Here is a 17,640-nt window from a genome sequence, read left to right as displayed (position 1 = left end):
GGTCCCGTTGTCCACAGGGGTGGCGGAGCGGCGTCCTGCCCGGCACCGTGGAGGCATGCGCGCGTGGTGGCGGGAGCTGTCGGGCCTGGTCCTGCCGCCGTGCTGCGCGGGCTGCGGGGCGGCGCGGGAGGTGCTGTGCGCGGCATGCGCGCGGGCGCTCGCCGCGGGCCCGGCCGGCCGGGTCGTTCCGGCGGGCTGCCCGCCGGGGCTGCCCGCGGTGTACGCGGCCGCCGCGTACGGGGGCCCCGTACGGGCCGTGCTGCTCGCCCACAAGGAGCGCGGGGCGCTGCCGCTGGCCGGGCCGCTCGGCGGGGCGCTGGCCTGGGCGGTCCGCGCGGCGCTGCCGCAGTCTGCGGCCGGGGCGGCACCCGGGGTGGTGCTGGTCCCCGTGCCGTCGGCGCGGGCGCAGGTACGGGCGCGGGGGCACGATCCGGTGCGGCGCACCGCGCTGGCCGCGGCGGGGCGGCTGCGGCGGGCCGGGGTGGCCGCGCGGGTGGCGCCCGTACTGCGGCAGGTGCGGCCGGTGGCCGACCAGGCCGGGCTGGGTGCCCGGGAGCGGCGGGCGAACCTGGCCGGGGCGCTCGGGGTGTGCCGGGGCGCGGGGCGTCTTGCGGCCGGGGCGCGGATCGTGCTGGTCGACGACGTGGCGACGACGGGGGCGACGCTCGCCGAGGCGGCGCGGGCCCTCGCGGGGGCGGGCCTGGGCGAGGCGCAGGGGGCGGCCGTGGTGGCCGCTCCGCATGGGGCGTTCGTACGAATCCCGCCGTTTGCACAGACAGACCAACCCTTGGGTGAATAGATTTGGAACTGCAGGGGAAGGCGCATCGTTGCAGGTAGTGAGAGGGAGAAAGCTCCTGAACGGAGGTACGTTCCGGTAGCGGGTGCCGACAACCGTCTTGGAGAGATATGTTCGGTTGTAAGGAACTGGCGACCCTGGGATTCGCACCGGATCGCACGTTTCGCAGGTCTTGAATCTTCGTGTCAGAGGCTGTCTCTCGACTCCGAAGTCGGTGGGGTGTAGATCTTGCCGATGGGGGAGGAGGAGGTGAAAGTCGCCAAGTCCGAGGCTCCGGTGAACACCGGAGCCTGGTGCGAAAGGGAGACGCTTCGCCGCGAGGCGGAGCTATCCGGGAACGGAGTTCTGCGTGGACATCGTCGTCAAGGGCCGCAAGACCGAGGTGCCCGAGCGGTTCCGCAAGCACGTTGCGGAGAAGCTCAACGTGGACAAGATCCAGAAGTATGACGGCAAGGTCATCAGCCTGGATGTCGAGGTGTCCAAGGAGCACAACCCGCGCCAGGCCGACCGTTCCGACCGTGTGGAGATCACCCTGCGCTCGCGCGGACCGGTGATCCGTGCGGAAGCCGCCGCGGCCGACCCGTACGCGGCGCTCGACCTCGCACACGAGAAGCTCGAGTCCCGGCTGCGCAGGCAGCACGACAAGCGGCACAGCCGCCGCGGCGCAGGCCGCCTCTCCGCGGCCGAAGTCGCCGACGCGGTGCCGGACGCCGCGACCCTGAACGGGAGCGGCCAGCCGGTCTCCGCCGACGAGGCGGACGCGATCCCGACCACCCGCATCGGATCGCTGGAGGTGCAGGGCGAAGGCCCGCTCATCGTCCGCGAGAAGACGCACTCGGCTTCACCCATGTCGCTCGACCAGGCCCTGTACGAGATGGAGCTGGTCGGCCACGACTTCTACCTGTTCGTCGACTCCGACACCAAGATGCCGAGCGTCGTCTACCGGCGCCACGGCTACGACTACGGCGTGATCCACCTCAACTCCGACCAGGCCTCCAGCAACGGCGAGGCCGGTGCAGGGGGCGCGGGCGGCGCGCTCGGCGGCTGAGGCCGCACCGGATTTCCGCGCGGTGCCCCCGCCGGACGCCTCGGTGTCCGGCGGGGGCACCGCCGTGACCGGGCGGCCCGGCTGCGGATGACCGGTATGCGCCGGTCGCCGTCCGGGCGCCCGCGCCGGGAACCGCGGGCATGGAATCATGGCGGGCAGTCAACCCGCGGGCCTGCCCGCGGCGTTGGCCGGCAGCTCGGTACGTGCAGGGGGAGGAACGATGGCGGACGGTTTCGGGCCGGAGCGCGGCGAAGACGGCGGTGAGCCGATCCGGGTGCTCGTCGTCGACGACCATGCCCTGTTCCGGCGCGGGCTGGAGATCGTCCTCGCGCACGAGGAGGACATCCAGGTCGTCGGCGAGGCCGGGGACGGAGCGGAGGCGGTGGACAAGGCGGCGGACCTGCTGCCGGACATCGTGCTGATGGACGTGCGGATGCCGCGCCGCGGCGGGATCGAGGCATGCACCTCGATCAAGGAGGTGGCCCCCTCCGCGAAGATCATCATGCTGACGATCAGCGACGAGGAGGCCGACCTCTACGACGCGATCAAGGCGGGGGCGACGGGCTACCTGCTGAAGGAGATCTCCACGGACGAGGTGGCCACCGCGATCCGCGCGGTGGCGGACGGGCAGTCGCAGATCAGCCCCTCAATGGCGTCGAAGCTGCTGACCGAGTTCAAGTCGATGATCCAGCGGACCGACGAGCGCCGGCTGGTCCCGGCGCCGCGGCTCACCGACCGCGAGCTGGAGGTCCTCAAGCTGGTCGCGACGGGGATGAACAACCGGGACATCGCCAAGGAGTTGTTCATCTCCGAGAACACGGTGAAGAACCACGTCCGCAACATCCTGGAGAAGCTCCAGCTGCACTCCCGGATGGAAGCGGTCGTGTACGCCATGCGCGAGAAGATCCTGGAGATCCGCTAGCACGGCGGCCTGCCGGGCGCGGCCCCGGAGAGCCCCGGGGCCGCCCGCGCGCACCGGTCAGAGCGCGGCCAGCTCCGCCGTGACGGCGGCCGCCTCCTGCGGAGTGGCCGCGCGCTCGACGCGGACGGCGTCGCAGCCGACCCACTCGGCCGCCTCGCGCAGGGCCGCCGCCATGTGCCGGGCGTCCCCGGGGGAGGTCAGCGACAGCTGCCGGGCCACCAGCGTGCTGCCCTCGCGGGCCGGGTCGACCCGGCCGCGCAGCCGCCCGCCCGCCAGCAGCGGCATCGCGAAGTAGCCGTGTATCCGCTGTGCCTTGGGGACGTAGGCCTCCAGCCGGTGCGTGAAGCCGAAGACCCGCTCGGTGCGCGCCCGGTCCCACACCAGGGAGTCGAACGGGGACAGCAGGGTGGTGCGGTGGCGGCCGCGCGGGGCGGCGGCCAGGGCGGCCGGGTCCGCCCAGGCCGGCTTGCCCCAGCCCTCGACCTCGACGGGGACCAGGCCCGAGTCCGCGATGACCGCGTCGACCTGCTCGCCCTTGAGGCGGTGGTAGTCGGCGATGTCGGCGCGGGTGCCGACGCCCAGGCTCTGCCCGGCCAGCGCGACCAGGCGGCGCAGGCACTCCCGGTCGTCGAGTCCGTCGTGGAACAGGGCGCCGGGAACGGCCCGCTCGGCCAGGTCGTACACGCGCTTCCAGCTGCGCCGCTCGGTGCAGACGACCTCGCCGATGTCGAGCAGCCACTCCACCGCGATCTTGGTCTCGGACCACTGGAACCACTCGCCGCCGTTCTTGGCGCCGCCCAGCCCGGTCGAGGTCAGCGGCCCCTCCGCCCGGAGGCGGTCCCGTACGGCCCGGGTGGAGCGGTCCTGGTCGGCGAGGATGTGCCAGCGGTGGCCGCGGGCCCGGTTGGCGCGCCGCCGGAAGGCGAAGTGGGGCCACTCCTCCATGGGCAGGATGCAGGCCGCGTGCGACCAGTACTCGAAGGCGTGGCCCTGCGACCAGTACGCCGCCTCGACGGTCCCGCGGCCGACCGCGCCGAGGCGGGCGTACGGGACGAGCTCGTGCGAGCGGGCCAGGACCGAGATCGTGTCGAGCTGGACGGCGCCGAGGCGGCGCAGCATGCCCCGCACCCCGGCCCGCCGGTCGGGGGCCCCGAGGAACCCCTGGGCGCGCAGGGCGATCCTGCGGGCTTCGTCGGCGGAGAGGGACACGGCTGCTGCGGCGGGGGTGGTCATGGCCGCAGCCTAGGACGCGGTACTGACAGCGGGTCCGTGGCCCCGGGCCGGGAGGTGGGGGAGCGCGGACTCCATGCCGAGGTCGGCGGGGAGGAGGCCGCCCACCCAGCAGTCGCGCCAGGTGCCGCGGACCGCCAGGGCGGCCCGCAGGACGCCCTCGACGCGGAATCCGGCCTTCTCCGCGACGGCCCGGGATCCGGCGTTGCCGACCTCGGCCCGCCACTCGACCCGGCCGGCGCCGAGCGCGGTGAAGGCCCAGCGGGCGGCCGCGCCGACGGCCTCGGCGGCGTACCCGCGGCCGCGGTGCCCGGCGGCCGTCCAGTAGCCGACCTCGTAGGCGGCGGGGCCGCGCACATGCAGTCCGACCGCTCCGACGAGGGTGCCGGGGCCGGCGAGGCGGATGCCGAAGGAGTACTCGGTGTCCTCCCGCCAGCCGGCCGGCGCGATCTCGCCGGTCCAGGCGCGGGCGTGCCCGATCTCGTACGGGGCGGGGACGGAGGTCCAGCGCTGGATGCCGGGGTCCTGGCAGGCGCGGTGGACGGCGTCGGCGTCCTCGGGCTCCCAGGGGCGCAGGACCAGCCGGTCGGTGCTCAGGGTGATGGGTTCCATGACCGGATTCTGCTGGCGCCGCCGCGCCGTGGCGACCAGTTTTGCCGTGCTGCGGCACCTTCCGGCTCCCCCGTACGTTCTCATTCCGGGCGCTTGCAGCCCCGCGGCCACGGCGGACCTCCCGACGCGACCGGGTCCTCGCTTACGATGGCCGGTGCGGTGGGGCCCACCCTCCGTGCCCGCGTACGAACCAGTGCCAGGCCCGACCGGCAAGGAGACAAACCTCGGTGTCCGTCTTCAACAAGCTCATGCGTGCAGGCGAAGGCAAGATCCTGCGCAAACTGCACCGCATCGCGGACCAGGTCAACTCCATCGAAGAGGACTTCGTCAACCTCTCCGACGCCGAGTTGCGGGCGCTCACGGACGAGTACAAGCAGCGCTACCAGGACGGCGAGAGCCTCGACGACCTGCTGCCGGAGGCCTTCGCCACGGTCCGCGAGGCCGCGAAGCGCGTCCTGGGCCAGCGGCACTACGACGTCCAGCTCATGGGCGGTGCGGCGCTGCACCTCGGCTACGTGGCGGAGATGAAGACCGGTGAGGGCAAGACCCTCGTCGGCACCCTGCCCGCGTACCTGAACGCACTGTCCGGCAAGGGCGTCCACCTGATCACGGTGAACGACTACCTGGCCGAGCGCGACTCCGAGATGATGGGCCGCGTCCACAAGTTCCTCGGCCTGAGCGTGGGCTGCATCCTGGCGAACATGTCGCCGGCGCAGCGCCGCGAGCAGTACAACTGCGACATCACCTACGGCACGAACAACGAGTTCGGCTTCGACTACCTGCGCGACAACATGGCGTGGTCGAAGGACGAGCTGGTGCAGCGCGGCCACAACTTCGCCGTGGTCGACGAGGTCGACTCGATCCTCGTGGACGAGGCCCGCACCCCGCTGATCATCTCCGGCCCGGCCGACCAGGCCACCAAGTGGTACGGGGACTTCGCGAAGCTGGTCACCCGCCTGACCAAGGGCGAGCCGGGCAACCCGCTCAAGGGCATCGAGGAGACCGGCGACTACGAGGTCGACGAGAAGAAGCGCACCGTCGGCATCCACGAGGCGGGCGTCGCGAAGGTCGAGGACTGGCTCGGCATCGACAACCTCTACGAGTCGGTGAACACCCCGCTCGTCGGCTACCTGAACAACGCCATCAAGGCGAAGGAACTGTTCAAGAAGGACAAGGACTACGTCGTCATCGACGGCGAAGTCATGATCGTCGACGAGCACACCGGCCGTATCCTCGCCGGCCGCCGCTACAACGAGGGCATGCACCAGGCGATCGAGGCGAAGGAGGGGGTGGACATCAAGGACGAGAACCAGACGCTCGCCACGATCACCCTCCAGAACTTCTTCCGCCTGTACTCGAAGCTGTCGGGCATGACCGGTACGGCCATGACCGAGGCCGCCGAGTTCCACCAGATCTACAAGCTGGGCGTCGTCCCGATCCCGACGAACCGGCCGATGCAGCGCGTCGACCAGGCCGACCTGATCTACCGGACCGAGGTCGCGAAGTTCGCCGCCGTCGTCGACGACATCGCGGAGAAGCACGAGAAGGGCCAGCCGATCCTCGTCGGCACCACCTCCGTCGAGAAGTCCGAGTACCTCTCGCGGCAGCTGTCCAAGCGGGGCATCCCGCACGAGGTCCTCAACGCCAAGCAGCACGACCGCGAGGCCGCGATCGTCGCCCAGGCGGGCCGCCGCGGCGCCGTCACCGTCGCCACGAACATGGCCGGCCGCGGCACCGACATCAAGCTCGGCGGCAACCCCGACGACCTCGCCGAGGCCGAGCTGCGCCAGCAGGGCCTCGACCCCGAGGAGCACATCGAGGAGTGGGCGGCCGCGCTGCCCGCCGCCCTCCAGCGCGCCGAGGCAGCCGTCAAGGCCGAGTTCGAGGAGGTCAAGGCGCTCGGCGGGCTGTACGTGCTGGGCACCGAGCGGCACGAGTCGCGCCGTATCGACAACCAGCTGCGCGGCCGCTCCGGCCGTCAGGGCGACCCGGGCGAGTCCCGCTTCTACCTGTCGCTGGGCGACGACCTGATGCGCCTGTTCAAGGCGCAGATGGTGGAGCGCGTCATGGCGATGGCGAACGTGCCGGACGACGTGCCGATCGAGAACAAGATGGTGACGCGCGCCATCGCCTCGGCGCAGTCGCAGGTCGAGACCCAGAACTTCGAGACCCGCAAGAACGTCCTGAAGTACGACGAGGTCCTCAACAGCCAGCGCGAGGTCATCTACGGCGAGCGCCGCCGCGTCCTGGAGGGCGAGGACCTGCACGAGCAGGTGCGCTTCTTCATGGACGACACGATCGACGCGTACATCGCGGCCGAGACGGTCGAGGGCTTCGCCGAGGAGTGGGACCTGGACCGGCTGTGGGGTGCGTTCAAGCAGCTCTACCCGATCAAGGTCACGATCGAGGAGCTGGAGGACGCGGCGGGCGACCGGGCCGGCATCACCGCCGAGTTCATCGCCGAGTCCGTCAAGGACGACATCCACGAGCAGTACGCGGCGCGCGAGAAGGCGCTCGGCTCGGACATCATGCGCGAGCTGGAGCGGCGCGTGGTGCTGTCGGTGCTGGACCGCAAGTGGCGCGAGCACCTCTACGAGATGGACTACCTCCAGGAGGGCATCGGCCTGCGGGCCATGGCGCAGAAGGACCCGCTGGTCGAGTACCAGCGCGAGGGCTTCGACATGTTCAACGCCATGATGGAGGGCATCAAGGAGGAGTCCGTCGGCTACCTGTTCAACCTGGAGGTCCAGGTCGAGCAGCAGGTCGAGGAGGTGCCGGTGCAGGACGCGGCGCCGTCCCTGGCCAAGGAGCCGGCGGGGGCCCGCCCGGAGATCCGCGCGAAGGGCCTGGACGCCCCGCAGCGGCCGGACCGCCTGCACTTCTCGGCGCCGACGGTCGACGGGGAGGGCGGTGTGGTCGAGGGCGACTTCGACTCCGACGGCCAGGCGGGCGACGGCATGACGCGCGCCGAGCGCCGCAAGGCGCAGAAGGCGGCCGGCGGCCGCCGCCGCAAGAAGTAGGGGAGCCGCCCGACAGGGGCGGCTCCCGCCGGGGCCGGACACCGCGTACGCGCGGAGTCCGGCCCCGGCGGCGTTCCGGGGGCGGGCGGGTGCCGCCGGCCGGCCTGCGGGGCTCACGGCCGCGGGCCGCGGATCTCCACCGCGGCGCACCGCCAGCGCAGGTCGGGGCCCTGCTCCAGGCGGAACGCCATCGCGGAGACCCGCTCGCCGGTGGCGATGCGGGCGAAGGCCTCGATGACCCCGGGCCCTGGGTGGAAGCGGCCGCAGTGGCGCAGGACGGGCCGTAAGCGGCGGCGCAGCGGGCCGCTGGGGGCGAGGCTCACGAGCTGGTCGTAGGCCGGTCCGACGGTCAGGCCGAGCAGGGAGTGCACGGGGCGCTGGCCGGAGACGACGGCGAGCAGCTGCTCCGCGAACCAGTCGTGCGGGCCGCGGGGCCGTACGGGCCGTGAGGGGCGGGCGGGGCGGGGGCCGCGCCGGTCGCGGCGGGCGGGCGGCCTGGTGGTGTGCGCGGTCCGTGCGGTCATGGTGTCCCCGTGGTGGCCGGGCCCGGCGGGTACCGGGCAGTAACCTGGTCGGTGATCTTCTATGTCCGCCCCGCCACGCTCCGCAACGCCCGGCGGCGCCCCGGAGGGGCACCCCGCGGGTTCACCTATCCGGGTGGCCGGGGCACCCCTCCCGCCCCTTACGCCCCCGCCCGGCCGCGCAGAGGGGCGGCTCCGCCCGTCACCGCGCGCGGCCGCCTGCCCGCCCGCCCCCGGCCGGGCGCGGCAGCGGCCCCCGATCGGGGACACCGGTCGTCACCCCGTGCAGCCGGCTCCCCCGCCCGGGGCGGGCTACCGCGGGAGGGCCGGGGCGGGACGCCTGCGGGATGGCGGCCGTATCCTGGGTGGGTTTCCGACTACCGAAAGCGGCCGGCCATGCGCGTGTACGTCCCCCTGACCCTGCCCGGGCTCGCCGAGGTGCACCAGGCGGGTGAGCTGGGCGGCGACCCGCTGCGCGGGTACGCCGTCACGCCCGGCCTGCGCGAGTGGTACGTGTCGGACGACCTCGAAGAGCTGGAGTACGCGGCCCTCGGCCGCGCCGCCGAGGCCTCGCTGCGGCTGCTCGCCGAGGACGCCGCCGCCCCGCGCAAGCGCGTCGTCGTCGCCTTCGACGTCGCCGAGCAGGCCGCCGCCCCCGTCCCCGGCTCCGACGGCCCCGCGCTCGGCCAGGTCGCCCTGTCCGGGCCGGTGCGGCTCGCCGCTGCCGCCGCCGTGCACGTCGACGCCGACGACGCCGTCGCCGACGTGGCGGCCGCCGCCGAGGCCGTGGGCGCCGCCGACGCGGGCGACGACGCCGCCCGCCCGGCCCTCGACGGCGCCGAGGACCACGAACTGCTGTGGTTCGGCGTGCAGGAGATCCCGGGACTGCTGGCATGACCGGCGGCCCGGCGTCCGCGCGCCGCCACATCGTCTGGGACTGGAACGGCACGCTCCTGCACGACATCCACGCCGTGATCGCGGCGACGAACGCCTCCTTCGCCGAGTTCGGCTTCGCGCCCATCACCCTGGAGCGCTACCGGGAGCTGTACGTCGTACCGGTGCCGAAGTTCTACGAGCGCCTCATGGGCCGGCTGCCCACCGACACCGAGTGGGCCGTCATGGACGAGGCCTTCCACCGCCACTACTGGGCCGCCGCCGAGGAGGCCGGGCTCACCGACGGGGCCCGCGGGCTGCTCGCGGAGTGGGAGGCCGACGGCCTCACCCAGTCCCTGCTGTCGCTCGCGCCCCACGACCGCCTCGTCCCGCTCGTGCGCCGGTACGGCATCGAGCGGCACTTCCTGCGCGTCGACGGCCGCACCGGCCCCTCCCACACCTCAAAGGCCGGCCACCTCGTGCGCCACATGGAGGCCCTCGCCGCCCGCGGCGTGGCACCCGAGCACACGGTCCTCATCGGAGACGCGGTCGACGATGCCTCGGCCGCCGCCCACGTAGGCGCTCGGGCCGTCCTCTACACGGGTGGTTCGCACAGCCGCTCCAGTCTGGAATCAGCCGGTGTCCCCGTCGTGGACAGCCTGGCAGAGGCCGTACGCACTGCTCGCGAGCTGGCCGAATAGGCACTGGCACGGCCCGTGGGCCGCGTCACTGCGCACATCGTCAAACTTCCCTACCTGCTTTTGTACAGATCCGGACCGTGACGCGGTGGGGGTGCGGCGAGATAGCCTGGTACCCGTGATCAGCGCGATATCCATCGGGGGCGCCGAAGCCCCCGGCCTGCGCCCGGCGCACGACCGTGCCCGGGCCTTCGCTGGTCCCCGCCGCCGGGACGACGTGCCGATCTTGGCCGAATCCCTCCCGGACGGCTTTCACGACGACATAGCGTCGACTCCGGACGGACCACCCGCTTCGCGGCGCTACGTCATTCCTTCCTTCACCTACGTCACGCAATGGCGCGCGACAGGAGCCAGAGGACATGCAGACCAAGCTGGACGAAGCAAAGGCCGAGCTGCTCGCGCGGGCGGCCCGGGTAGCTGAGCACAGCCCGGCCGGGGGGGTACTTCCGACTGGGGCAGAGCAGGGCCGGCGGCCCGACCCGGACACCACTCTCGCCTATCTCCAGCGCTACTACCTGCACACCGCTCCCGAGGACCTCGTGGACCGGGACCCGGTCGACGTGTTCGGGGCGGCGCTGTCGCACTACCGGCTCGCCGAGAACCGGCCGCAGGGCACCGCGAACGTCCGCGTCCACACGCCGACGGTCGAGGAGAACGGCTGGACCTCCAGCCACTCCGTCGTCGAGGTCGTCACCGACGACATGCCCTTCCTGGTCGACTCCGTCACCAACGAGCTCTCCCGCCAGGGCCGCGGCATCCACGTCGTGATCCACCCGCAGGTCGTCGTCCGCCGCGACGTCACCGGCAAGCTGATCGAGATCCTCGGCCCGGACTGCGACGCCCACGGCCCCCGGACCGCCCGCCCGCACGACGCCCTCGTCGAGTCGTGGATCCACGTCGAGATCGACCGCGAGACCGACCGCGCCGACCTCAAGCAGATCAACGCCGACCTGCTGCGCGTCCTGTCCGACGTCCGCGAGGCCGTCGAGGACTGGGAGAAGATGCGCGACACCGCGCTGCGCATCGCCGACGGCCTGCCCGACGAGCCGGCCGCCCCCGACCTCCACGAGTACGAGCCCGAAGAGGCCCGCGAGCTGCTGCGCTGGCTCGCCGACGACCACTTCACCTTCCTCGGCTACCGCGAGTACAACCTCGTCGACGGAGACGCCCTCGCCGCCGTGCCCGGCACCGGCCTCGGCATCCTGCGCTCCGACCCGCGCCACGACTCCCGCGAGGACGCCCACCCCGTCTCGCCGTCCTTCAACCGGCTGCCGGCCGACGCCCGCGCCAAGGCGCGCGAGCACCGCCTGCTGGTCCTGACCAAGGCCAACAGCCGCGCCACCGTGCACCGCCCCTCGTACCTCGACTACGTCGGCGTCAAGAAGTTCGACGCCGAGGGCAACGTCGTCGGCGAGCGCCGCTTCCTCGGCCTGTTCTCCTCCGCCGCCTACACCGAGTCCGTGCGCCGCGTGCCGGTCATCCGCCGCAAGGTCGCCGAGGTGCTGGAGGGCGCCGGCTTCTCGCCGTCCAGCCACGACGGCCGCGACCTGCTCCAGATCCTGGAGACCTACCCGCGCGACGAGCTGTTCCAGACCCCGGTCGACAAGCTCCGCGAGATCGTCACCTCGGTCCTCTACCTGCAGGAGCGCCGCCGGCTGCGCCTGTACCTGCGCCAGGACGAGTACGGCCGCTACTACTCGGCCCTCGTCTACCTGCCGCGCGACCGCTTCACCACCGGCGTCCGGCTGCGCCTGATGGACATCCTGCGGGACGAGCTCGGCGGCACCAGCGTCGACTTCACCGCCTGGAACACCGAGTCGATCCTCTCCCGCATCCACTTCGTCGTCCGCGTCCCGCAGGGCACCGAGCTGCCCGCGCTGACCGACTCCGACGTCGAGCGCCTGGAGGGCCGCCTCGTCGAGGCCGCCCGCTCCTGGGCCGACGGCTTCGGCGAGGCCCTGACCGCCGAGCTGGGCGAGGAGCGCGCCGCCGAGCTGCTGCGCAAGTACGGCGGCTCCTTCCCCGAGGGCTACAAGGCCGACCACACGGCCCGCATGGCCGTCTCCGACCTGGTCCACCTGGAGCGGCTCGACGCCAGCGACCGCGACTTCGCGCTGTCGCTGTACGAGCCGGTCGGCGCCGGCCCCGGCGAGCGCCGGTTCAAGATCTACCGCACCGGCGACCAGGTCTCGCTGTCCGCGGTGCTGCCGGTCCTCCAGCGCCTGGGCGTCGAGGTCACCGACGAGCGCCCGTACGAGCTGCGCCGCAGCGACCGCACCAGCGCCTGGATCTACGACTTCGGCCTGCGGATGCCCGTCTCCGGCACCGGCGACGCCTACCTCGGCGACGACGCCCGCGAGCGCTTCCAGGACGCCTTCGCGGCGGTCTGGCGCGGCGACGCCGAGAACGACAACTTCAACACCCTCGTCCTCGGCGCCGGGCTGACCTGGCGGCAGGCCGTCGTCCTGCGCGCGTACGCCAAGTACCTGCGCCAGGCCGGCTCCACCTTCAGCCAGGACTACATGGAGGACACCCTCCGCAACAACGTCCACACCACCCGGCTGCTGGTCTCGCTGTTCGAGGCCCGCATGTCGCCCGGCCGCCAGGCCGCCGGCACCGAGCTCGTCGACGCCATGCTCGAAGAGCTCGACGGAGCCCTGGACCAGGTCGCCTCCCTGGACGAGGACCGCATCCTGCGCTCCTTCCTCACGCTGATCAAGGCGACGCTGCGGACGAACTTCTTCCAGCTCAACGCGGCCGGCGAGCAGCACTCCTACGTGTCGATGAAGTTCGACCCGCAGGCCATCCCGGAGCTGCCGGCCCCGCGCCCGGCCTTCGAGATCTGGGTGTACTCGCCGCGCGTCGAGGGCGTCCACCTGCGCTTCGGCAAGGTCGCCCGAGGCGGCCTGCGCTGGTCCGACCGCCGCGAGGACTTCCGCACCGAGATCCTCGGCCTGGTCAAGGCGCAGATGGTGAAGAACACCGTCATCGTGCCCGTCGGCGCCAAGGGCGGCTTCGTCGCGAAGAACCTGCCGGACCCGTCCGTGGACCGCGACGCCTGGCTCGCCGAGGGCGTCGCCGCGTACAAGATCTTCATCTCGGCGCTGCTCGACATCACCGACAACATGGTCGGCGGCGAGGTCGTGCCGCCCAAGGGCGTCGTCCGCCACGACGAGGACGACACCTACCTCGTCGTCGCCGCCGACAAGGGCACCGCGACCTTCTCCGACATCGCCAACGGCGTCGCGGAGTCGTACGGCTTCTGGCTGGGCGACGCCTTCGCCTCCGGCGGCTCGGCCGGCTACGACCACAAGGGCATGGGCATCACCGCCCGCGGCGCGTGGGAGTCCGTCAAGCGGCACTTCCGCGAGCTGGGCCACGACACCCAGAACCAGGACTTCACCGTCGTCGGCGTCGGCGACATGTCCGGCGACGTCTTCGGCAACGGCATGCTGCTCTCCGAGCACATCCGCCTGGTCGCCGCGTTCGACCACCGGCACATCTTCATCGACCCGAACCCGGACGCGGCGGTCTCCTACGCCGAGCGCCGCCGCCTGTTCGAGCTGCCGCGCTCCTCGTGGGCCGACTACAACACCGAGCTGCTGTCGCCCGGCGGCGGCGTCCACCCCCGCTCGGCGAAGTCCATCCCGGTCAACGCGCAGATGCGCGAGGCCCTCGGGATCGAGGCGGGCGTCACCAAGATGACCCCGGCCGAGCTGATGCAGGCCGTCCTCCACGCCCCGGTCGACCTGCTGTGGAACGGCGGCATCGGCACGTACGTCAAGGCGGCCTCCGAGACGCACGCCGAGGTCGGCGACAAGGCCAACGACGCGATCCGCGTCAACGGCGCCGACGTCCGCGCGAAGGTCATCGGCGAGGGCGGCAACCTCGGCCTGACCCAGCTGGGCCGCATCGAGTTCGCCCGCAGCGGCGCCGGCGGCGGGGGCGGCAGGGTCAACACCGACGCCATCGACAACAGCGCCGGCGTGGACACCTCCGACCACGAGGTGAACATCAAGATCCTGCTCAACGCGGTCGTCGCGGACGGCGACATGACCGTCAAGCAGCGCAACGCCCTGCTGGCGGAGATGACCGACGAGGTCGGCACGCTCGTCCTGCGCAACAACTACGCGCAGAACACGGCCCTGGCCAACGGCAGCGCCCAGGCCCACAGCCTGCTCCACGCCCAGCAGCGCTTCATGCGCCGCCTGGAGCAGGCCGGGCAGCTCGACCGCAGCCTGGAGTTCCTGCCCGCCGACCGGCACATCCGCGAGCTGCTCGGCGGCGGCAGCGGCCTGACCCAGCCGGAGCTGGCCGTCCTGCTCGCCTACACCAAGATCACGGTGGCGGACGAGCTGATCCACACGCAGCTGCCGGACGACCCGTACCTGCGCCGCCTGCTGGACGCCTACTTCCCGGCCCCGCTGCGCGCCCGGTTCCCGGAGCAGATCGCCTCGCACGCCCTGCGTCGGGAGATCATCACCACGCTCCTGGTCAACGACACCGTCAACACCGGCGGTTCGACCTTCCTGCACCGCCTGCGGGAGGAGACCGGCGCCTCCACGGAGGAGATCGTGCGGGCGCAGCTCGCGGCCCGCGAGATCTTCGGCCTGGCCGAGGTGTGGGACGCGGTCGAGGCCCTGGACAACGTGGTCGCGGCGGACGTCCAGACCCGGGTGCGCCTGCACTCGCGGCGCCTGGTCGAGCGCGGTACGCGCTGGCTGCTGAACAACCGGCCGCAGCCGCTCCAGATCACCGAGACGATCGAGCTGTTCCAGGAGCGGGTCACCCGGGTCTGGGAGGAGCTGCCGAAGCTGGTGCGCGGCGCGGACCTGGAGTGGTACCAGCTGGTCATGGACGAGCTGACCGGCGAGGGCGTGCCGGTGGAGCTGGCGGCGAAGGTCGCCGGCTTCTCCTCGGCCTTCCCGACGCTGGACATCGTCGCCATCTCGGACCGCACCGGCGTGGACCCGCTGGGTGTCGCCGAGGTCTACTACGACCTCGCCGACCGCCTGGAGATCACGCAGCTGATGGACCGGATCATCGAGCTCCCGCGGGGCGACCGCTGGCAGTCGATGGCCCGCGCCTCGATCCGCGAGGACCTCTTCGCGGCGCACGCCGCGCTCACCGCCGACGTGCTGGCGGCGGGCGGCGGGGACGCCACGCCCGAGGAGCGCTTCAAGGCGTGGGAGGAGACCAACGCGGCGATCATCAGCCGGGCGCGGACGACCCTGGACGAGATCCGGGGCTCGGACGACTTCGACCTGGCCAACCTGTCCGTGGCCATGCGGACGATGCGCTCGCTGCTGAGGGCGCACGCGTAACCGCGCCGCCGTGCCGGAGGGCCGGGCCCGGACCCCGCAGGGGGTTCCGGGCCCGGCCCTTTCCAGGGGTGTTGCAGGGCCGGCCGTTCAGCCGCCGCGCGCGGAACGCTCGTACGCCTCGCAGACCTCGGCGGCGGGGCCGTCCATGCGCAGGGTGCCCGCCTCCAGCCAGAGCGCCCGGCCGCAGGTGTCGCGGACGGTGCCGATCGCATGGCTGACGAGGCCCCCGCGGCCGGCTGAGCCTCGGCCGCCGTCACGGCCAGGGGCTCGGCGACAGCGCCGCCGGCTCGTCCGGCCGGGCCGCCGGGGCCGGGCGGCGTTCCGCCATCGCCACGACCTCCGGCACCGGGCCCGGCCGGCCGAGGAAGACCCGGCGGACGACCCGCTCGGCCGCGTTCCCGTCGTCGTACGGGCAGAAGCGCGCCCGGAACGCCGCCCGCAGCTGGGCCGAGCGGGAACCCTGCCAGTGCCCGGTCGTGAAGATGTCGACCAGCTCGTCCTCGGTCCGCGCGATCGCCCCCGGAGGGAAGGCCCGCAGGTCGAAGTAGGTGCCGCGGGCCGCCTCGTACGCCTCCCAGTCGTCGGCATGGACCACGATCGGCCGGTCCAGCACCGCGTAGTCGAACATCAGGGACGAGTAGTCCGTCACCAGCGCGTCCGATGCCAGGCACAGCTCCTCCACCGACGGGTGCGCGGAGACGTCCAGCAGCCGCGGGTGCCGGACCGCTGCCCGCGGGCCGAACTCCGCGTAGGTGAGGTGGTCGCGCACCAGCAGCGTGAACCTCGGGCCCAGGTCCCGCAGCACCCGCTCGAAGTCGAGGTGGTCCGGGCGGCTGCGCCGGTAGTCGCGGTGCGTCGGCGCATACAGCACGGCCGTGGTGCCCGGCTCGATGCCGAGGCGCTCGCGCAGCGCGGCCACGTCCGCCCCCGTCGCCCGGTGGAAGATGTCGTTCCGCGGATGGCCGTACTCCAGCACCTCGTACGGGGACGGGACGGCCCGCTGCCACACGAGGGTGGAGTGCCGGTTCGCGGACAGCAGGAAGTCCCACTGGTCGGCGCCGCGCAGCAGGCCCGCGAAGTCCGTCGTCGGACTGGCCGCCGGCCGGTCCCGCAGGTCCAGGCCGACCCGCTTCAGCGGGGTGCCGTGCTGCGTCTGGAGGAGGACCTGGCCCGGCCGCTTGACCAGCGCCCGGTCGGTGTTGACGTTCGTCGTCAGGTACGCGGCCCGCGCCAGCGCCGACCAGTACGCGGCCGAACCCGGCCGCAGCCAGGCCGTCTGCGGCGGCAGCGTGGCGGCGTGCCGCGGGTCGCAGATCCACGCCGTCCGCATGTGCGGGGCCAGCTCCCGCAGCTTCGCCTCGATCGCGGCCGGGTTGCAGGCGTACCCGCCGTGCCAGTACGCGGAGAACACCGCCAGCTCCCGGTGCAGCGGCAGCAGCCGCTGGATGCGGTAGTGCAGGCGCAGCGCGCTCTCCCGAAGCCCCCGCCCCAGGGCCGCCCCCGCCCGGCCGGCGGCCTCCGCCGCCGTGCGCAGCAGCGACAGGGCGCGGTGGGTGCGGCGCAGCCCCAGGAGCATCAGGGCGTGCCGGAGCCGGTCGGCGCGCGCCGGCGCGGGTGCGGCCGGGGCGGCCGGCGCCCCGGACGGCCGGTGCCGGCGCAGCAGGGCGGAGGCGCGGCGGTGGAACTCCGGGCGGGCGGCGCGCGGGAGGCGGCCGGGGTCGGCGTACACGGCGCAGAGGTGCTCGGCCATCCGCCGGTGCACGGCGGGCCGCCAGCGCTCCAGCCCGGGCCGGGTCGCGAGGTGGCCGAAGAGGCGCTCGTACTGGTCGAGGACGTCCAGGTGGCGGCGGTCCGGCGGGGCGGCGGGCGAGCCGGTGCGCCGCAGCCGGTGGTGCACGCAGACCCGGTCCAGGACGGCGACGGACTCCGCCGCCAGCAGCGCCGGATACGTCCAGGCCGTGTCCGCGTACAGGCCCGGCGGGAAGGACAGGCCCTCGCGCTCGACGTACTCGCGGCGGCAGGCCTTGTTCCAGGCCGCCGTCGGCAGGCCGAGGAGCTCCGGCCGGTCCGCGAGCCGGAAGCAGGCGGGCCCCTCCTCGGACAGCAGCCGGGCGAGGCGGTCGCGGACGACCTCGCCGGTCCAGTGGGTGCACGCGTGGCCGTAGACGAGGACGTCGGGGGAGCCGGCGGCGTCGAGCCGGTCGGAGACGGCCCGCAGGGCGCCCGGCGCGAGGGTGTCGCCGCCGTCGAGGAAGACGACGTACTCGCCGCGGGCCCGGGCGAGCCCGGCGTTGCGGGCCGGGCCCGCGCCCAGGGGGTGCGCCAGGCGGACGGCCGTGACGCGCGGATCGCGGGCCGCGTACTCGTCGGCGATCTGCCCGCAGCCGTCCGGGGAGGCGTCGTCCACGGCGATCAGCTCGAAGTCCGGGTACGACTGGGACAGCACCGACTCCAGGCTCTCCTGGAGGTACGCCTGCACCTCGTACGCGGGCACGATGACACTGAACCGGGGCACGGCACATCCAGGGGTCGGCGCGGGCATATGGCCCGGGAACCCCCGATGCGGCGACCGGGTTACGGGCCGTGCACCGATCGG

General features: G+C 73.1%; 11 protein-coding genes and 1 pseudogene. 7 read left to right on the top strand and 5 right to left on the bottom strand.

Features of this window, described 5'->3' with window-relative positions; genetic code table 11:
• Positions 1-55: 55 nt before the first annotated feature.
• The 3 genes from C0216_RS26970 to C0216_RS26960 all read left to right on the top strand — a co-directional run bounded on the left by C0216_RS26970 (position 56) and on the right by C0216_RS26960 (position 2,766).
• Positions 56-799 (top strand): ComF family protein, encoded by a 744-nt coding sequence (locus C0216_RS26970; RefSeq protein WP_114057765.1) that lies wholly within the window; start codon positions 56-58, stop codon positions 797-799.
• 346 nt (positions 800-1,145) lie between these two features.
• A complete protein-coding gene (hpf, locus tag C0216_RS26965) occupies positions 1,146-1,844 on the top strand; it encodes a ribosome hibernation-promoting factor, HPF/YfiA family (RefSeq protein WP_114057764.1) in 699 nt (232 codons plus the stop codon).
• 220 nt (positions 1,845-2,064) lie between these two features.
• Complete coding sequence (locus C0216_RS26960; RefSeq protein ID WP_114057763.1) at positions 2,065-2,766, top strand: response regulator; 702 nt, start codon at positions 2,065-2,067, stop codon at positions 2,764-2,766.
• A gap of 57 nt (positions 2,767-2,823) precedes the next feature.
• Here the strand turns inward: C0216_RS26960 and C0216_RS26955 are convergent, their stop codons facing one another.
• Positions 2,824-3,999, bottom strand: a complete 1,176-nt coding sequence (locus tag C0216_RS26955) for a winged helix-turn-helix domain-containing protein (RefSeq protein ID WP_114057762.1) — start codon at positions 3,997-3,999, stop codon at positions 2,824-2,826.
• Positions 4,000-4,008: 9 nt separating this feature from the next.
• Entirely contained in the window at positions 4,009-4,608 is a 600-nt protein-coding gene (locus C0216_RS26950; protein WP_114057761.1) for a GNAT family N-acetyltransferase, read from the bottom strand.
• A gap of 227 nt (positions 4,609-4,835) precedes the next feature.
• Here C0216_RS26950 and secA point away from each other — a divergent pair, with 227 nt between their 5' ends.
• Positions 4,836-7,628 (top strand): preprotein translocase subunit SecA, encoded by a 2,793-nt coding sequence (gene secA, locus C0216_RS26945; RefSeq protein WP_114057760.1) that lies wholly within the window; start codon positions 4,836-4,838, stop codon positions 7,626-7,628.
• Between the two features lie 113 nt (positions 7,629-7,741).
• On the opposite strand, the gene C0216_RS26940 is transcribed toward secA, so the two are convergent.
• Entirely contained in the window at positions 7,742-8,152 is a 411-nt protein-coding gene (locus tag C0216_RS26940) for an Rv3235 family protein (protein WP_174250468.1), read from the bottom strand.
• Between the two features lie 393 nt (positions 8,153-8,545).
• Between C0216_RS26940 and C0216_RS26935 the strand changes: the two genes are divergently transcribed.
• The 3 genes from C0216_RS26935 (at position 8,546) to C0216_RS26925 (ending at position 15,044) form a co-directional block, all read left to right on the top strand.
• Positions 8,546-9,046, top strand: a complete 501-nt coding sequence (locus tag C0216_RS26935) for a DUF6912 family protein (protein ID WP_114057759.1) — start codon at positions 8,546-8,548, stop codon at positions 9,044-9,046.
• Positions 9,043-9,723 carry an HAD family hydrolase gene (locus C0216_RS26930; protein WP_114057758.1) on the top strand — a complete coding sequence of 227 codons (681 nt, stop codon included), beginning with the start codon at positions 9,043-9,045 and terminating at the stop codon, positions 9,721-9,723. The genes C0216_RS26935 and C0216_RS26930 overlap by 4 nt, the downstream gene beginning before the upstream one ends.
• Before the next feature lie 356 nt (positions 9,724-10,079).
• The gene (locus tag C0216_RS26925; protein ID WP_114057757.1) at positions 10,080-15,044 is read left to right on the top strand and encodes an NAD-glutamate dehydrogenase; all 4,965 of its coding nucleotides are present in this window, start codon (positions 10,080-10,082) and stop codon (positions 15,042-15,044) included.
• Between the two features lie 87 nt (positions 15,045-15,131).
• Here C0216_RS26925 and C0216_RS34755 read toward each other — a convergent pair.
• Together C0216_RS34755 and C0216_RS26915 are read right to left on the bottom strand one after the other, a co-directional pair.
• Positions 15,132-15,290 (bottom strand): annotated as a pseudogene (locus C0216_RS34755) (ABC transporter ATP-binding protein); the annotation flags it as partial.
• Positions 15,291-15,297: 7 nt separating this feature from the next.
• The gene (locus tag C0216_RS26915) at positions 15,298-17,586 is read right to left on the bottom strand and encodes a bifunctional glycosyltransferase/CDP-glycerol:glycerophosphate glycerophosphotransferase (RefSeq protein WP_114057756.1); all 2,289 of its coding nucleotides are present in this window, start codon (positions 17,584-17,586) and stop codon (positions 15,298-15,300) included.
• Between the last annotated feature and the right edge of the window lie 54 nt (positions 17,587-17,640).

It is taken from the genome of Streptomyces globosus (genome assembly GCF_003325375.1).
GTDB classification, from domain to species: Bacteria; Actinomycetota; Actinomycetes; order Streptomycetales; family Streptomycetaceae; genus Streptomyces; species Streptomyces globosus_A.
Note: the sequence above shows the minus strand (reverse complement) of the source record. Positions and strands in the feature narration are given on the sequence as shown.